The organism is Amycolatopsis sp. YIM 10, assembly GCF_009429145.1.
Classification (GTDB): domain Bacteria; phylum Actinomycetota; class Actinomycetes; order Mycobacteriales; family Pseudonocardiaceae; genus Amycolatopsis.
This window is the reverse complement of sequence record NZ_CP045480.1, coordinates 7,736,611-7,752,265: the sequence shown is the minus strand read 5'-3', so window position 1 is coordinate 7,752,265 and position 15,655 is coordinate 7,736,611. Positions and strand designations below refer to the sequence as shown.

Genomic DNA, 15,655 nt, shown 5'->3' with positions numbered 1-15,655 from the left:
GGAACTGACCGATGCCGAAGGTGTTCTACACCCAGCCCGACGGCAGCGAGCGGGTGGTCGAAGCGGCCGCCGGCGATTCCGTGATGCAGACCGCGGTCCGCAACGGGGTCGCGGGGATCGTGGGCCAATGCGGCGGTGTGCTGTCCTGCGCGACCTGCCACGTGTTCCTCGCCGAGGAGAACGCGGGCGACTTCCCGCCGGTCGGCGAGGACGAGGACGAGATGCTCGACTGCGCCGCCACCGAGCGCGAGGACAACTCCCGCCTGTCCTGCCAGCTGGTGCTGGACGACGGGCGGGAAGTGCACGTGACCGTACCGGAAGCTCAGTTGTGAGCGATGACCGTTTGCTCGTCGTGGGCGGGGGCCAGGCCGGCACGCAGCTGGTCAGCAGCGCTCGGGAATTAGGCTGGGACGGGCCCATCACCCTGATCGGGCAGGAACCGCACGCCCCCTACAGTCGCCCACCGCTGTCGAAGGCGTTCCTGAAGGGGGAGGCATCCCTCGATTCGCTCGCGTTGCGCACAGCTGCTTTCTATGCCGAGCAGGACATCGGCCTGGTGCTGGGAGAGCGCGTCGAGCGGTTGGAGCTGACCGGTGGCGGAGCGGGGACGGCGGCAGCCGTCTCGGGCCGCCGCTGGACCTTCGACCGCCTCGTACTGGCGACCGGCGCGCGACCGCGCCAGCTCCCGCTCGACGGGGCCGGTCTCGATGGTGTGCTGGTGCTCCGGGACGTTCGTGACGCGCGGACTCTCGCGCGCCGTCTGGATGGGGTCACCGACCTGGTCGTGCTCGGGGGTGGTTTCGTCGGGCTGGAGGTCGCCGCCACCGTGTCGGCGGCCGGCGTTCGGGCCACCGTGGTGGAAGCCGCGCCGGCGTTGATGGCCCGGGTGCTCAGCCCGGTTACGGCGCGGGTGGTCGAGGCGGCCCACCGCGCGGCCGGGATCAGGGTGCTCACGGGTGAACGTCCGGCCCGTCTGCTGGGCAAGGACGGCGCGGTCGCGGGTGTCGAGTTGGAGGGTGGAGAACAGCTGCCCGCCCAGCTCGTTCTTGTCGGCGTGGGTGCGCAGCCTCGTGACGAGTTGGCGCGGACGGCGGGTCTTCATTGTGACAACGGGGTTGTCGTAGACGCGTACTCTCGTGCTTCCGACGGGTACACCATCGCCGTCGGTGACTGCGCGAACCTGCCCGACCCATCACCGGCGTCCTCACCGGCCGCACGCCTGAGGTTGGAGAGCGTGGATAACGCGATCGAACAGGCCAAGGCCGCCGCGTCCGTGCTCGTCGGCGGTCAGCAGCCGTACCGCAGCGTGCCGTGGTTCTGGTCCGATCAGGGCACGATCAAGATCCAGATCGCGGGCCTCGCGCGGGCGGACGATGTCGTAGTCGTCCGCCCGGACGCCCGGCCGGGGCGATCGACCGTCCTGCGCTACCGGGACGAGCGCCTGGTAGCCGTCGAGTGTGTCAACAGCCCCGCGGACTTTCTCGTGGTGCGCAAGGCTTTGGCCAGTGGAACCTCCTTGGCCCCCGAGGCCGCGGCGGACGTCAGCCGACCTCTGAAGGCCCATCTCGCTGAATCGCAGCTTGGAAATGGGGTGACAACAGGATGAAGTTCGGGGTTTCGACCTTCCTCACCGACGAGAGCATCGGCCCGGTGGTTCTGGGCCCGGCGTTGGAGGAGCGCGGCCTGGACGCGCTGTTCCTGGCCGAACACACGCACATCCCGGTCACGGCGGAAGTCCCGTTCCCGGGTTACGCGCTGCCGCGTGAGTACTTCCGCACGCTCGACCCGGTCGCCGCACTGACGGCCGCCGCGGTGGTGACCCAGAACCTGTTGCTGGGCACGGGTATTGCGCTGATCGTCCAGCGGGATCCGATCATCACGGCGAAGGAGGTCGCCACGCTCGACCTGTTTTCCGGTGGCCGCGCGGTGTTCGGGGTCGGCGCCGGCTGGATCGTGGACGAAATGCGCAACCACGGCACGGATCCGCGGACCAGGGGCAGGCTGATGGACGAGCGGATGCGCGCGATCATCGAGCTGTGGACGAAGGAGAAGCCGGAGTTCCACGGCGAGTTCGTCGATTTCGACCCGGTGCACTCCTGGCCGAAACCGGTGCAGCGGCCGCATCCGCCGATCTACGTCGGCGGCGGCAGCCAACGTGCGTTTGCCCGCCTGGCCGAGTACGGCTCAGCGTGGTTGCCCAGCGCCGTACCGCCCCAGGAACTCGGCGCGCACATCGACCGGATGCGTCAAGTCACTGGCGCGCAAACGCCGGTGACCGTATTCGGCGCCGAATACGATCCGGAGACGCTTGCCAGCTACGCGGACCTCGGTGTGGAGCGGGTGCTGCTCCACCTGCCGACGCTGCCCGAGGACAAGGCGCTGCACACCCTCGACGAAATGGCGGAAGCGATCGCCGGGGTCAGTAGGTGACGCTGCCGCCGTTGAGGTTGATCGTCTGCCCGGTCATCCAGGACGCTTCCGGCGACACCAGGTAGACGATCGCCGCCGCGGCGTCGTCGGGCGAGCCTGCCCGGCCGGTCGGCACGCGCTTGACGAGAGCGGCGACGCCGGGGCCGCCCGCACTCGACATGATTCCCAGCGCGAGCGAGTTGGCGGTCACGCCGAACGGGGCGACCTCCTGCGAAATGTGCCGTACGAAGCCCTCGACGCCGCTCTTGGCGGAGCCGTAGAGACTGAGCCCGGTAGCCGAGCCGGTCCGTGCCGAGCCGGACGAGATCTGCACGATGCGCCCCCACCCGGCGTCGCACATCTGGCCGATGACGGCGTGGACGCAGTTCATCGCGCCGAACAGGTTGATGTCGACCGGGCCGTGCCAGCGGGACGGATCGAGATCGCGGAAGGGCCCGTAGCCCATGTCGGCCGGAATGCCGGCGTTGTTGACGAGAATGTCGATAGGGCCACTCAGAGCCGCGGTTGCCCGGCCGACTCCGGCCAGCACGGCGTCACGGTCGGTCACGTCGAACGGTACCGCGACGGCCTTGCCCCCGGCCTGCTCGATCTCGGCGCTCACGGCTTCGGCGCGCTCCGGCAGCAGGTCGTTCACCGCGACGGCCGCGCCCTGGGCAGCCAGGGCCTTGGCGATGCCTTCCCCGGTATTGCGGCCTGCTCCCGTGACCAGTGCGATATGCCCTGACAGCTCGAACATCGTGATCCTCCCGGTCGTGATCGGGAACGCTAGGAACTCGGTGCGGGCCCGGCCATCGGAGGTCCCGCTGAGCGAGACGCCGGGTCGGGCGGTGGCCCGGCCGAGGGCAGGCTGGACAGCCATGGACGTCACGAGAAGCAGTTCGTCAACCCCGGATCGGGGTTCGATCGCGCCAGTCTCACTGGCTTCCGTCGAGCGGTTCGACCACGACGTCGACGTCGTGGTGGTCGGGTTCGGCTGTGCCGGCGCGGCGGCCGCGCTCGAGGCGGCAACCGCCGGAGCCGACGTGGTCGTGCTCGAACGCCTCTCTGCCCCCGGCGGCTCGTCCGCGCAGTCCGGTGGTGAGATCTACCTCGGCGGTGGCACCCCGGTGCAGAAGGCCTGCGGTTTCGAGGACAGCGCGGACGACATGTACGCCTACCTCCACGCGGCGTTGGGCCCGCATGTCGACGAGCGGAAGCTGCGGCTCTACTGCGATGAGAGCGTCCAGCATTTCGAATGGCTGCGCCAGCACGGGATTTCGTTCCAGGAGTCGATGTACGACGCACCGACGTGGGTGCCGCCGACCACGGACGGCCTGATGTGGCTCGGGGAGAACGCGTGGCCCTACGACACCCTCGCCCGCCCCGCGCCCCGCGGGCACCGGCCACCGACGGGGGACTACGGGGGCTGGCTGCTGATGGAGAAGCTGGTGGCAGCAGTCGGTGCCGCAGGCGGTCGGACGCACCCGGACTCCCGGGCCACCGCCCTGGTCGTCGATGAGGCATCACGGGTCGTGGGCGTTGCGGCGCGCCAGTTCGGCCAGGAGGTGTGCTACCGCGCACGCAAGGGAGTCATTCTGACGACCGGCGGTTTCGTCGACAACGAAGAAATGCTCGGCGCCCACGCCCCGGTCCTGCTCGGGCACGGGAAGGTCAGTGACGGCGGTGACGACGGCAGCGGCATCCGGATGGCGTGTGCGCTCGGTGCCGCCACCCGGCGCATGAGCGCGGTACAGGCGGCGTTGATCGCACCGCCGTCGCTGGTCTACCGCGGCATGCTCGTCAACGCGCTGGGGCAGCGGTTCATCAACGAAGACGGGTACCCCGGCGTTTACAGCCAGAGAGCGCTTCTGCACGAACCCGCGCCGTGGTGGGTGATCATCGACCAAGAGGGCTTCGAAGCGGTCGCCGTGGCGGAGGCACCTGGGCTCCAGCCGCAGCACGTGGCGGAGACGGCGGCCGAACTGGGGGAGGAGCTGGGCTTGCCCCCGGGGGCACTCCAGAACACGGTCACGATCTACAACCGGCACGCCGCGGAAGGCGAGGATCCCTACTTCCACAAGAACGCCAAGTGGCTTCGTGAACTGGAGGGACCGCTCGCCGCTGTCGACCCGCGGATTCTCGGCGTGAGTGCCGCGACCAAGACCGGCATCGCGGGATTCACCCTGGGGGGTCTGCACACGACCGTTGACGGCGCGGTCCTCCACGTCTCCGGCCAGCCGATCCCGGGGCTCTACGCCGCAGGGCGAGCCACCTCCGGTATCCACGGCGAGGGCTACGTCAGCGGTACGTCCCTCGGCGACGGCACGTTCTTCGGACGACGTGCCGGGCGAGCTGCCGCCCTCCCGGCCAGCCGGTGAGCGGCCCGGCTCAGGTCTTTCAGGGAGGCGTCGCGGTTGTCACTGGTGCCGGCGCCGGGATTGGTGCGGGCCTAGCCAGGTATGCCGCTCTCGAACTCGGGATGACCGTGGTACTCGCGGAGATCGACGAGAACGCGCTGGAACGGACACGGGCCGAGATCTCCGGATCGGGTGGGCATGCCGTCCCGGCTGTGGTGGACGTCCGGGACGCCACCGCGCTCGACCGGCTGGCTGCCCGCGTCGAGGACGAGTTCGGACCGACGCGCCTGCTGGTCAACAACGCGGGCGTGGAGCAGTTCGGCTATCTGTGGGATACCCCGGTGTCCAATTGGGAACGGCTGGTGTCGATCAACATCAGCGGTGTGTTCCACGGCATCCGCGCCTTCCTGCCGCGGATGCTGAAGCAGACTGAACCCGGCTGGGTGCTGAATCTTTCGTCGGTCGGCGGGGTCACCGCGGTTCCGCTGCAAGCCCCTTACATCATGAGCAAGCACGCCGTACTGGCCATGAGCGAATGCCTGCACCAGGAGGTCCAGCTCGCGGGCGCACGTCACATCCACGTCGGAGCGGTGCTGCCCGGTGCGGTCGTCTCCCGGATCTTCGACAGCGCGGGCGGCGTGGACAGCGGTGACCTCGACGCAGTTGAGCAAGTGCGCGAGGCGATGTTCAAGGTGCGCGACAAGGCCATCAACGCGGACGATGCGGCGGCGGCGATCCTGCGGCAGGCAGCCGACGGTGAGTTCTACATCGTCACCCAGCCGGCGACCGTGCTCGGCGTGATGCGGGACCGCGCCGAGCAGTTGCGCAACCGGCGTGCCCCTCGGCTACCCGAGGGAAGCCGTTTCTGAGGGTCCGCGCCCGCGAGCATGGTCCCAGTGAGCGGGAGCGTGGTTTTACCGGAACCCGGAAGCTTTTCAGGATGAATGCGGGAAAGACGGGCACAACGGGATCCGACAATTGAACTGGAGGCATGATGACGTCTGCGGAGTCAACGGAGGTCCGCGTCATCGACGCTGGTGCGCCACCCACCCGGTACGCGCGCGGCTGGCACTGCCTGGGCATGGCTGACGGCTTCCGGGACGGCAAGCCGCACGCGGTGCACGCGTTCGGCACGAAGCTCGTGGTCTTCGCCGACAGTTCGGGAAAACTGAACGTCCTCAATGGCTACTGCCCGCACATGGGCGGCGACCTCACCCAGGGCACGATCAAGGACGACGACGTGGCCTGCCCGTTCCACGACTGGCGCTGGTCGGGGTCGGGCCGTTGCTCGAGCATTCCCTACTCCCGCCGGGTGCCACCCCGCGCCAGGACGAAGGCCTGGCCCGTGCTGGAGCAGAGCAAGCAACTGTTCATCTACCACGATCCCCAGGGCAAGCCGCCGCCACCGGACGTCACGATCCCGCGGATCGACGAGGCGTTCTCGGACGAGTGGTCGGACTGGACGTGGAACTCGGTACTGATCGAGGGTTCGCACTGCCGCGAGATCGTCGACAACGTCGTGGACATGGCCCACTTCTTCTACGTGCACTACGCGTTCCCGGTGTACTTCAAGAACGTTTTCGAGGGCCACCTCGCCACGCAGCACATGACCTCCAAGGGACGTGAGGACGTCAACCTCGGCACGAACTACACGAAGGCCGAGGGAGAAGAGGAGCGGACCAGCCGGTCCGAGGCCACCTACTTCGGCCCGTCCTACATGATCGACTGGCTGTCCGGATCGAACGGGCTGATCGAATCCGAGACCGTGCTGATCAACTGCCACTACCCGGTCAGCCCCACGAGCTTTGTGCTGCAGTGGGGGGTAATCGTGAAGAAGCAGCCGGGCAGGCCGGACGAGGAGGCCCAGCAGATCGCGGAAGCGACGGCGAAGGGCGTGGAGATCGGCTTCCTGCAGGACGTGGAGATCTGGAAGAACAAGACGCGGATCGACAACCCGCTGCTGTGCGAAGAGGACGGTCCGGTCTACCAGCTGCGGCGGTGGTACGAACAGTTCTATGCGGACGTTGAAGACGTCACGCCCGAGATGACCAACCGGTTCGAGTTCGAGCTCGACACCCAGCGCGCGGTCGAGTACTGGCAGCAGGAGGTCGCCGACAACCTCGCCCGGCAAGGCGGAATGGCGATCAGCCCGAGCTGAACGGCGGAGAGGAGATCCTGGTGCAACCGCTGTCCTGCCGCCGGTGTGGCACTTCGGTGCAGGTGAAGAAGAACAGCCTGGCGCACACCTCTGTGCAGTGGGACGCCGATTCGCGTGGCTGTGCGGAGTTCGCCGAACGGCTCGCGAGCAGCGGCCCGCCGGCGACCGCCGTCATCCCGACTTGCCTGCAGCTGAGGGGTTCGATCGAGGACGCGGTGCGCGAGGGCGTGCTGGCGGTACCCGAGCTATGACGCCGCCCGGGCGTCGGCTGAAGGTCGTGAGTGTCGTCCGCGAGACACGCGATGCGGTCTCGGTGGTGCTGGACGTCCCTGCTGATTCGGCCGCGGCGTTCCGGTACCGGCCGGGGCAGTTCCTCACTGTGCGTGTACCGGCACCGAGCGGACGCTGGGTCGCCCGGTGCTACTCGCTGTCCGGCGCGCCTGAAGACGGCCCGCTCACCATCACGGTCAAGCGGGTGGCCGACGGGATCGCGTCGAGCTGGATCTGCGAGGAACTGGAACCGGGGCACGAAATCGAGGTGCTGCCGCCGGCGGGCAATTTCGTGCCGCGAGACGAGGCCAGGGAGTTGCTGCTGTTCGCGGGCGGAAGCGGGATCACGCCGATCATGTCGATCCTGCGGGCCAGACTGGCGAGGCCCGGCGGGTCGGCGGTTCTGGTCTACGCGAACCGCGACGACCAGTCGGTCATCTTCGCCGACGAACTGCGCGCGCTGGCGACGGCACATCCGGATCGGCTCCTCGTGCTGCACCTGCTGGAGAGCGTGCAGGGCTTGCCGACGGTCGACCACCTCGCCCGGTTGTGCCGCCCCTCCGGGGCCGCGGACCTGGCGATGCTGTGTGGGCCGGGCCCGTTCATGGAGGTGGCCGCGGACGCGCTGAGCCGAATCGGCGTGCCCGGCGATCGTGTTGTCACGGAGAAGTTCCGGTCGCTGGAGTCGGATCCGTTCGCCGACGTGCGGACCGATCCGGTGGACCAGGAAGCCGCGGCGACGGTCACGGTCGAATTGGACGGTGAGCGCCGCACGCTGGCTTGGCCTGCCCAGACGCCGCTGCTCGACCTGTTGCGTGGTCAGGGCATGGACGCACCGTTCTCGTGCCGGGAAGGCGCGTGCAGCGCCTGCGCCTGCCGCCTGCTCTCGGGCGAGGTGCAGATGCTCCGCAACGAGGTCCTGGAAAAGGAGGACCTCGCCGAGGGTTACGTCCTGGCGTGCCAGGCGGTTCCGGTCACCGAGCACATCGAGATCACCTACGACTGATCGGAGTTCCACTGTGGACGTTGGGTTGTTCCGCGCCGTTCTGGGTCGTTTCTGCACCGGCGTCACGGTTGTCACCGGGCGGGGAGGGACCGGCGGGGTTCGCGTGCCAGTCCTTCTCGCCTCTGCCGCTGGATCCGCCCTTGGTGTTGTTCTGCCCGGTCGCAGTTCGAGGTGCTGGCCTGGCTCGACTGCGAGATCGAAGCCGTGCACGACGAGGCCCCCTTGTTGTTCTACCGGGGCAGCCATGACCTCACGCAGAGCGCCTTGAGCGGCATCTAGCGGTTCAGGCCGAAGTGGAGGATCTATGACGTTGCGTGTTATCAGGAAACTCGGGCGAGCCCTTGTTGTGGTCTTCCTCGTGACCATCTCGGTCGTGGCGCTGTTCGGTCTCGTGCCCGGCACGGTCGCCACGGTCATCCTCGGCCAGAGCGCCACCCCGGAAGCGGTGGCGGCGCTCAACGCCAGTCTCGGACTGAACGATCCATTGTGGACTCGATACGCGCACTGGGTCGGTGACGCGGTCACCGGTGACCTGGGCACGTCGCCGCTGACCGGCCGGCCGGTCCTGCAGGCCATCCTGGAACGCCTGCCCGTCACCGCGGAACTTGCCGTGCTGGCGCTGCTGATCGCCCTGATCTGTGCGATTCCCCTGGCGATCCTGTCCTCGCTCCGCGCGGGCACGAAGACCGACCGCACGATCAACGGCCTGTCGTCGGTGCTGCTTTCGGTACCGACCTTCGTGGCCGCGCCGGTGCTCATCTACCTGCTGGCGTTGCAAGCCGAACTGCTGCCGGTGACCGGCTGGGTGAGCTTCGGCGAGTCGCCGTTCGAGAACCTGCGGCACGCACTGCTGCCGGCGGCGGCGATCGCGACGACCGAGATCGCCGCGTTCACCCGGTTGTTGCGCTCCGACCTCATCTCGACGCTGCGGGAGGACTATGTGGTGGCGGCTCGCGCCAAGGGGCTGCCGACGGGGTATGTCGTGCTGCGCCACGCTTTGCGGCCGTCGTCCTTCTCGCTGATCACCGTGGTGGGCGTGAACCTGGGGCGGCTCATCGGCGGCACCGTCATCGTGGAGACGCTGTTCGCGCTTCCTGGTCTCGGGCAGCTCGCCACCACCTCGATCATGGCGCGCGACGTGCTGATGGTCGAGGGCATCGTCGCCTTCCTCGCCGTGGCCTACGTCGGGATCAACACGGTCGTCGATATCGGATACGGGTTCCTGGACCCGCGCGTGCGGGGGAGACGGACATGAGCGTCGAGCCGGAATCACGTGCCGACCCGGTTATCCCCGCGACGCCGCGGCGACATTCCATCCTGGTGTACCTCTCGATGGCCTGGCTGGTGCTGATCATCGCGTTCGCGGTCTTCGCGGATCTGCTGCCGATCAGCCCGGCAGCGGTGGTAGCGGGAAAGCCCAAGCTGCCGCCGGCTCTTGGCGAACTGGACCTGCTGCTCGGCACGGACAACCTGGGCCGGTCGATGCTGTCGCGGTCCCTCTACGGCGCCCGCGCCTCGCTGGTGGTCGGCGCGGTGGCCGGACTGGTCGGCTTCGCGCTCGGCACCGTGCTGGGCTTGGTCACCGGTCACCTCCGCGGCAAGGTGGACACGGCGATCTCCGTGCTGTCCGACGCGATGCTCGCCTTCCCGCCGCTGATCCTGCTGCTCGTGCTCTCGACGGTGCTGACCCCGAGCGTGCCGACGCTGCTGATCGGCCTCACGCTGCTGGTGATCCCGTCGTTCGCCCGCCTCGGCAGGGCGAACACCCTTCCTTGGAGTTCGCGGGAGTTCGTGCTGGCGGCGCGCAACATGGGTGCCGGAAACGCTCGCATCATGGTCCGGGAGATCCTGCCCAACGTGGTGGCGCCACTGGCGACCTATCTGCCGATCGTCGTCGCCGCGCTCATCGTGGCCGAGGGCTCACTGAGCTATCTCGGGCTCGGTATCCCACCACCGACACCCAGCTGGGGCGGGATGATCGCCGACGGCCAGGACTCGCTGGCGACGGCTCCGCACCTGGTTTTTGTGCCCGCGGCCGTCATCTTCGCCACGGTGTTCGCCCTCAACCAGCTCGGTGACCACCTCCGCGTCCGGTTCGACCGGACCCTGCACGACTGAGCGGCGCCTCCGCCTGCCTCAGGACGGCCTCAACGAGGAGGCCTCGGAAGAAAGTGGGTGCACGATGCGAAGCTCGCGTCTCCGTGCGGCGGCCTGGGGAGCCGTCGCACTGCTGGCGGTCGCGGCCTGCGGCCCGACCGCGCAGTCCGGGGATTCGGCCGCCGGCGCGACCGGCGACCCGGTCCAGGGCGGGACCGCCACCCTGCTGACCGTGGGGGAACCACGCACGCTCGACCCCGCGGCGATGATGAACCTCGCCGTGCTCGACGCCGCGCTGGGCAACGCCCTCTACGGCACCCTCCTGACGGCGGATCCGGTGAGCGGGGCCATCCAGCCGTCGATGGGGGAGATGACCACCTCGGACGGCGGCGCGAACTGGCGGCTGACCCTCCGGCCGGGCCTGAAGTTCAGTGACGGAACGCCGCTCGACGCGGCCGCGGTCAAGGTCAACTGGGACCGCATCAAGGATCCGAAAACCGGTTCCGCCTACCTCGCCACGGCGGCCGCGATCGAGTCGTCGACCGTGATCGACGACCGGACGCTCGGCATCACCCTGGTCTCACCGAACGCCTCCTACCCGTCCGGAATCATCATCGGGGCGATGAACTGGATCGCTTCGCCGACCGCGCTGAAGACGGGCCAGGCTTCCGTCGGCGCCGGTCCCTACCTCCTCGACGGCTGGGACCGCGGCTCGGCCGTCAGGCTCAAACGCAACCCCGGGTACTGGGACAGTCCCAAGCCGTATCTGGACACGCTCACGGTGAAACTGGTGGCCGACGGCGACCAGCGGTTGAACACCCTGATCTCCGGTGGTGCGCAGGTAGCGCTCGGCGCCAACCCGAAGGCGGCGGCCAAGGCCAAGAGCGCCGGCGCCGTGGTGGTGCAGCAGCAGATGAACGGGGGCGGCATCCTGATGCTCAACCTGGCCCGCGCCCCCTTCGCCGACCCCAGGGCCAGGGAGGCCGTGTCGAAGGCGATCGACCTGGACCAGCTGAACCTGGCGGCTCTCGACGGTGCCGGCATCCCGGTCAAGGGCCTGTTCGGCGAGCAATCACCGCTGCACACCGACCACCAGTTGCACACCTACGATCCCGGGCGGGCGCAGGCGCTCTTCGACGAACTCGCGGCCGAGGGCAAGCCACTGCGGTTCACCATGGTGGTCGAACCCACCCGGGCCAGCGAAGTGGAAGCCATGCAGGCCCAGTTCAGCTCGTACCGGAACGTCACCGCGGAGGTGCGCGTCCAGGACGCGGCGGCGAACGTCCAGACGATGCTGAGCAAGGACTACGACGCCTTGTACTCGGGCAACACGTTCGTCGACCCGGAGACCTCGCTGTGGTCGTTCTTCCACGGCTCCTCGCCGTTCAACTCGATCGGACTCAACGATCCCGACGTGAACAAGGGCCTCGACCTCGGCCGGACCGCCACCGAACTCGCCGAGCGCAAACGCGGCTACGACCTCGTCCAAACCCGGTTCGAACAGCTCAACCCGGTCGTCTTCACGGTCCGGCTGGACAACGTGGTGCTGACGAGCAAGACGGTCGGTGGGGTGCGCCTCTACGGGTTCGGCTCGCTGCTGGTGCAGGACTTGTGGGTGCGGCGGTGAACGAGCCGTTGCTGTCCATTGAGGATCTCCGTGCCCATATCGGCACGGCCCGCGGAACGGTGCGGGCGGTCGACGGCGTGAGCTTGTCCGTCGGCCACGGTGAGGCGCTCGGTGTCGTCGGCGAGTCGGGTTCGGGAAAGTCGATCATGGTTCGCGCGTTGCTGGGGCTGCTGCCCGCCCGGTCCGGGGTCAGCGGGTCGGTCCGGTTCGCCGGCCGGGACCTGCTCTCGCTGAGCAAACGGGAACGGCTCGACGTGCTCGGCAAGCAGATCGCGATGGTGTTCCAGGATCCCGGCCGCGCGCTGAACCCGGTCGTCCGGATCGAGCGTCAGCTCACCGAATCGATGCGGCGGCACCTGGGCGTCTCCGCCGCGGAGGCCCGGGAGCGGGCACTCGGCCTGCTGCGGGAGGTGGGGGTTTCGGATCCGGAACGGCGGCTGCGGAACTACCCGCACGAGCTGTCCGGCGGGATGCGCCAGCGCGTCATGATCGCCATCGCGCTGGCCTGCGAACCGCGGCTGCTGATCGCCGACGAGCCGACCACCGCGCTGGACGTGACGATCCAGCGGCAGATCCTCGACCTGATCCGGCGCATCCAGCAGGAACGGACCATGGCCATGATGCTGATCAGCCACGACCTCGCCGTCGTCGCCGGCCGCACGGACCGCGTCGCGGTCCTGTACGCCGGGCGGCTGGCGGAGGTGGGCAGCACCAAGGCGGTGTTCGGCTCACCCCGGCACCGCTACACGGAGGCGCTCCTGGCGGCGACTCCGTCGCTGGAGACCGAACGGCACGCGAGATTGCGGATCATCGACGGGTCACTGCCGGACCCGGTGGCGCCGCCGCCCGGGTGCCGGTTCGCGCCGCGCTGCGGGTTCGCGGACGCCGGCTGCCGCACTGAGGCGCCGCCGCCCGCGCGCGCCGGGGACGATCACGTGAGCACGTGCCGGCACCCGGTCGACGCCGGACTCGTCCATGACTAGCGCGGACACTGCGCACCGGGCGGAGGATTCGCTGCTGACGGTGACCGACCTGGTCGTCGAATTCGCGACGCAGGGCGGGACGCTGCGGGCAGTCGCCGGCGTCAGCTTCGACGTGTCCGGCGGGCAGACGCTGGGGATCGTGGGCGAGTCCGGCTGCGGGAAGTCGACCACCGGCCGGGCCCTGCTCGGCTTGAGCCCGTCCCGCAGCGGCTCGGTGTCCTTCGCCGGAGAAGCGCTCGAATCGGCAAGCCCGCGGCGGCTGAGGGAACTGCGGCGAAGCATCCAGATGATCTTCCAAGACCCCGTCGCGTCGCTGAACCCCCGGCGCAAGGTCGCCGAGATCGTGGTGGAAGGGCTCGCGATCGCCGACGTGCCGAAGGCCGAGCGGTCCTGCGTGGCCGAAGAAGTCCTCGCACAGGTCGGCCTGCCCATCGAGCGATTCGGTTCGATGCTTCCGGGCGCGCTCTCGGGCGGCCAGGCGCAACGGGTGGCGATCGCCCGCGCCCTTGCCGTGCGGCCGAAGCTGCTCGTCTGCGACGAACCGGTCTCGTCGCTGGACGTGTCGGTCCAGGCCCAGATCCTGAACCTGCTGCAGGACCTCCGGCAGCAGTACGCGCTGACCATGGTCTTCATCGCGCACGACCTCGGCGTCGTCCGCGTCGTGTGCGACCAGGTGCTGGTGATGTACCTGGGGAAGGTGTGCGAGTACGGCGACACCGACGCCGTCTACGGCGAGCCGGCGCACCCGTACACCCGCGGCCTGCTCGACTCGGTCCCGGCGGCTGGCGCCGAACTCGGCTTCGCCGGGCCCGCCTTGAGCGGCGACATCCCCTCGCCACTGAACCCGCCCAGCGGCTGCCGGTTCCGCACACGGTGCCCACGGGCGCAGGAACGCTGCGCCGTCGAAGAACCCGCCGTCCGGGAGGTGACCCCGCAGCACTACGCGGCCTGCCACTTCCCGCTCGTCGGCGCGACGAGTCCCGCTGAGTAAGACCGCGCCCGCCACGACCGGGGTGAGAGCGGAATCATCCCGATCGTGGCGGGGAAGGCGACCGAGGAGATGAGCTGATGGAGTCGACGCAGACCGGCCCAGCGCGCGCGTCGTTGCCAACGATGGCCTCGACGGCCACCAGCCTGGGGCACCTGGCCGTGCACTTCAGGCCCGGTGAGCGGAACCTCGCGACGCGGTTCTTCCAGCTGCTCGGCGGGCACGTGCGGGAGCTGCCCAACAAGTTCTCGGACGAGCCGCTGTACATCATCGCGATGGACAGCGCCGAGCCCGACCGCGCCGACAACGTCATCTTCCTCTTCGCGCTCAAGCCCGCTCAGCTGGAACTCGAAGCCGCCATCGCCGAGAGCCTCGGAGCGGACACCAGTAAGCCGCATCCCGCGCTCCAGGCGTTCCACGAGCAGCGAACCCGGTGGCCGGAGTCCTACCTGCACTTCGGGCTGCACTTCACCGAGCTCGAGGAACTGGAGGCCGCGGTGCTCCGGTTGCGCGAGGAAATGAAAACCGACCCGGCGTTCGGCGCGCGCATCCAGAGCATGCAGATCCTCAAGGCGCGTGGCGAAGAAGGCGACCACGCGATCGACGAACGGATGGCCGCTTCGCCGGTGTTCTCGGACATCGACGACTTCGCCTACGGCAGGCACGGCGTGCAGGTGCACATCCGGACCGACCTGTTCGCCACCGGGCTCAGCCTGTTCGGCTCGGTGGTCGAGCTGGACTACGTCTTCACCGGGCCGGGCCGCGAGCACAACTCGTTCAACTCCCTGATCACGTGACGTTAGGAGAACTGTGGAGACTCGCCAGCTCGGCGGTGACGGCCCGGCGCTGTCGGTGATCGGCCTCGGCTGCAACAACTTCGGGATGAAACTGGATCGCGACGCGAGCGCGGCGGTGATCAACGCGGCGCTCGAAGCAGGGATCACCCACCTCGACACCGCCGAGATGTACGGCGGTGGCAAGTCGGAGGAGTTCATCGGGGCGACGCTCGGCGCCCGGCGGGACGAAGTCGTGCTCGCCACCAAGTTCCTGCCGCGCCCCAAAGACGAGCCATACTCGCCCGGAGCGTTGCGGCGCCGCATCATCGAAGGCTGTGAAGGCAGCCTACGGCGGTTGCGCACCGACCGGATCGATCTGTACTACCAGCACTACCCGGACGTCGAGGCGCCGGCTGAGGAGGCGCTGCAGGCGCTCGACGAGCTGGTGCAACAGGGCACGATCCTCCACATCGCGTCGTCCAACGTGACGGCGGCGCAGGTCGAGACCGCGGCAGGCATTGCCGAATCGGCGTTGCTCACCCGGTTCTGTGGCACGCAGATCGAGTGGAACCTGCTCTCCCGGGCGGTGGAGCTGGACGTGGTGCCCTCGGCACACGCGAACAAGGTCGGCATCGTCCCGTACTTCCCGCTGGCGTCCGGCATGCTCACCGGCAAGTACCGCCGGGGGCAGGAGTATCCGCGCGGCTCGCGGTTCGACGCCATGTCCTACTTCGCGGACAAAGTGGTCAGCGAAGAGAACTTCGCCCGCGTCGAGGCGCTGACGGCGTTCGCACAAGAGCGAGGGCACACGATCCTGGAACTGGCGGTGGCGTGGCTGGCCGCACAGGATGGCGTCGCATCCGTCATCACCGGCGCTACCACTCCCGAGCAGGTGCGGGCGAACGCCGCTGCTGCTTCCTGGCGCCTCACCGCGGAGGAGCTGGCCGCAGTGCCATGACGGCTAAATCTGCCGGCTCTCCGCGG

The 15,655-nt window shown here is 68.8% G+C and carries 16 protein-coding genes and 1 pseudogene; 16 read left to right on the top strand and 1 reads right to left on the bottom strand.

The window, feature by feature from the left end:
- Positions 1-11: 11 nt before the first annotated feature.
- The 3 genes from YIM_RS36570 to YIM_RS36560 are packed head-to-tail and all read left to right on the top strand — an operon-like array spanning position 12 to position 2,430.
- Entirely contained in the window at positions 12-332 is a 321-nt protein-coding gene (locus YIM_RS36570; protein ID WP_153034726.1) for a 2Fe-2S iron-sulfur cluster-binding protein, read from the top strand.
- Positions 329-1,606, top strand: coding sequence for an NAD(P)/FAD-dependent oxidoreductase (locus tag YIM_RS36565; protein ID WP_153034725.1), 1,278 nt, complete (start codon positions 329-331; stop codon positions 1,604-1,606). The genes YIM_RS36570 and YIM_RS36565 overlap by 4 nt, the downstream gene beginning before the upstream one ends.
- Positions 1,603-2,430 carry an LLM class F420-dependent oxidoreductase gene (locus tag YIM_RS36560; RefSeq protein WP_153034724.1) on the top strand — a complete coding sequence of 276 codons (828 nt, stop codon included), beginning with the start codon at positions 1,603-1,605 and terminating at the stop codon, positions 2,428-2,430. Before YIM_RS36565 ends, YIM_RS36560 begins: the two co-directional genes overlap by 4 nt.
- Here the strand turns inward: YIM_RS36560 and YIM_RS36555 are convergent.
- The gene (locus tag YIM_RS36555) at positions 2,420-3,166 is read right to left on the bottom strand and encodes an SDR family NAD(P)-dependent oxidoreductase (RefSeq protein ID WP_153034723.1); all 747 of its coding nucleotides are present in this window, start codon (positions 3,164-3,166) and stop codon (positions 2,420-2,422) included. The two genes, YIM_RS36560 and YIM_RS36555, sit on opposite strands and share 11 nt — an antisense overlap.
- A gap of 121 nt (positions 3,167-3,287) precedes the next feature.
- Here YIM_RS36555 and YIM_RS36550 point away from each other — a divergent pair, with 121 nt between their 5' ends.
- The 13 genes and pseudogenes from YIM_RS36550 (at position 3,288) to YIM_RS36495 (ending at position 15,629) form a co-directional block, all read left to right on the top strand.
- Positions 3,288-4,787: an FAD-dependent oxidoreductase gene (locus tag YIM_RS36550; RefSeq protein WP_153034722.1), complete on the top strand. Its 1,500-nt coding sequence runs from the start codon at positions 3,288-3,290 to the stop codon at positions 4,785-4,787.
- Complete coding sequence (locus YIM_RS36545) at positions 4,784-5,635, top strand: SDR family NAD(P)-dependent oxidoreductase (RefSeq protein WP_153034721.1); 852 nt, start codon at positions 4,784-4,786, stop codon at positions 5,633-5,635. Before YIM_RS36550 ends, YIM_RS36545 begins: the two co-directional genes overlap by 4 nt.
- A gap of 125 nt (positions 5,636-5,760) precedes the next feature.
- The gene (locus YIM_RS36540) at positions 5,761-6,924 is read left to right on the top strand and encodes a Rieske 2Fe-2S domain-containing protein (protein WP_370469038.1); all 1,164 of its coding nucleotides are present in this window, start codon (positions 5,761-5,763) and stop codon (positions 6,922-6,924) included.
- 20 nt (positions 6,925-6,944) lie between these two features.
- Positions 6,945-7,175, top strand: coding sequence for a hypothetical protein (locus YIM_RS36535; RefSeq protein WP_153034719.1), 231 nt, complete (start codon positions 6,945-6,947; stop codon positions 7,173-7,175).
- A complete protein-coding gene (locus YIM_RS36530) occupies positions 7,172-8,200 on the top strand; it encodes a ferredoxin--NADP reductase (RefSeq protein ID WP_153034718.1) in 1,029 nt (342 codons plus the stop codon). The genes YIM_RS36535 and YIM_RS36530 overlap by 4 nt, the downstream gene beginning before the upstream one ends.
- Before the next feature lie 13 nt (positions 8,201-8,213).
- A pseudogene (locus YIM_RS49440) lies at positions 8,214-8,381 on the top strand (flavin reductase); the annotation flags it as partial.
- 123 nt (positions 8,382-8,504) lie between these two features.
- Complete coding sequence (locus YIM_RS36525; RefSeq protein WP_153034717.1) at positions 8,505-9,455, top strand: ABC transporter permease; 951 nt, start codon at positions 8,505-8,507, stop codon at positions 9,453-9,455.
- On the top strand, positions 9,452-10,318 hold the full coding sequence (locus YIM_RS36520) for an ABC transporter permease (protein ID WP_153034716.1): 867 nt from the start codon (positions 9,452-9,454) through the stop codon (positions 10,316-10,318). Before YIM_RS36525 ends, YIM_RS36520 begins: the two co-directional genes overlap by 4 nt.
- Before the next feature lie 64 nt (positions 10,319-10,382).
- Positions 10,383-11,924: an ABC transporter substrate-binding protein gene (locus tag YIM_RS36515; protein WP_153034715.1), complete on the top strand. Its 1,542-nt coding sequence runs from the start codon at positions 10,383-10,385 to the stop codon at positions 11,922-11,924.
- Positions 11,921-12,907 (top strand): ABC transporter ATP-binding protein, encoded by a 987-nt coding sequence (locus YIM_RS36510; RefSeq protein ID WP_153034714.1) that lies wholly within the window; start codon positions 11,921-11,923, stop codon positions 12,905-12,907. The genes YIM_RS36515 and YIM_RS36510 overlap by 4 nt, the downstream gene beginning before the upstream one ends.
- Positions 12,900-13,898 carry an ABC transporter ATP-binding protein gene (locus YIM_RS36505; RefSeq protein WP_153034713.1) on the top strand — a complete coding sequence of 333 codons (999 nt, stop codon included), beginning with the start codon at positions 12,900-12,902 and terminating at the stop codon, positions 13,896-13,898. Before YIM_RS36510 ends, YIM_RS36505 begins: the two co-directional genes overlap by 8 nt.
- A 77-nt stretch (positions 13,899-13,975) precedes the next feature.
- Positions 13,976-14,692 carry a hypothetical protein gene (locus YIM_RS36500; protein WP_153034712.1) on the top strand — a complete coding sequence of 239 codons (717 nt, stop codon included), beginning with the start codon at positions 13,976-13,978 and terminating at the stop codon, positions 14,690-14,692.
- Between the two features lie 13 nt (positions 14,693-14,705).
- Positions 14,706-15,629: an aldo/keto reductase gene (locus YIM_RS36495; protein ID WP_153034711.1), complete on the top strand. Its 924-nt coding sequence runs from the start codon at positions 14,706-14,708 to the stop codon at positions 15,627-15,629.
- Positions 15,630-15,655 lie beyond the last annotated feature (26 nt).

Bases quoted from the DNA above. Each gene is read 5' to 3' on its own strand.
- YIM_RS36550 (WP_153034722.1), top strand. From the start codon at position 3,288: ATGGACGTCACGAGAAGCAGTTCGTCAACCCCGGATCGGGGTTCGATC.
- YIM_RS36515 (WP_153034715.1), top strand. From the start codon at position 10,383: ATGCGAAGCTCGCGTCTCCGTGCGGCGGCCTGGGGAGCCGTCGCACTG.
- YIM_RS36560 (WP_153034724.1), top strand. From the start codon at position 1,603: ATGAAGTTCGGGGTTTCGACCTTCCTCACCGACGAGAGCATCGGCCCG.
- YIM_RS36555 (WP_153034723.1), bottom strand. From the start codon at position 3,166: ATGTTCGAGCTGTCAGGGCATATCGCACTGGTCACGGGAGCAGGCCGC.
- YIM_RS36530 (WP_153034718.1), top strand. From the start codon at position 7,172: ATGACGCCGCCCGGGCGTCGGCTGAAGGTCGTGAGTGTCGTCCGCGAG.
- YIM_RS36540 (WP_370469038.1), top strand. From the start codon at position 5,761: ATGACGTCTGCGGAGTCAACGGAGGTCCGCGTCATCGACGCTGGTGCG.
- YIM_RS36520 (WP_153034716.1), top strand. From the start codon at position 9,452: ATGAGCGTCGAGCCGGAATCACGTGCCGACCCGGTTATCCCCGCGACG.
- YIM_RS36570 (WP_153034726.1), top strand. From the start codon at position 12: ATGCCGAAGGTGTTCTACACCCAGCCCGACGGCAGCGAGCGGGTGGTC.
- YIM_RS36525 (WP_153034717.1), top strand. From the start codon at position 8,505: ATGACGTTGCGTGTTATCAGGAAACTCGGGCGAGCCCTTGTTGTGGTC.
- YIM_RS36505 (WP_153034713.1), top strand. From the start codon at position 12,900: ATGACTAGCGCGGACACTGCGCACCGGGCGGAGGATTCGCTGCTGACG.
- YIM_RS36500 (WP_153034712.1), top strand. From the start codon at position 13,976: ATGGAGTCGACGCAGACCGGCCCAGCGCGCGCGTCGTTGCCAACGATG.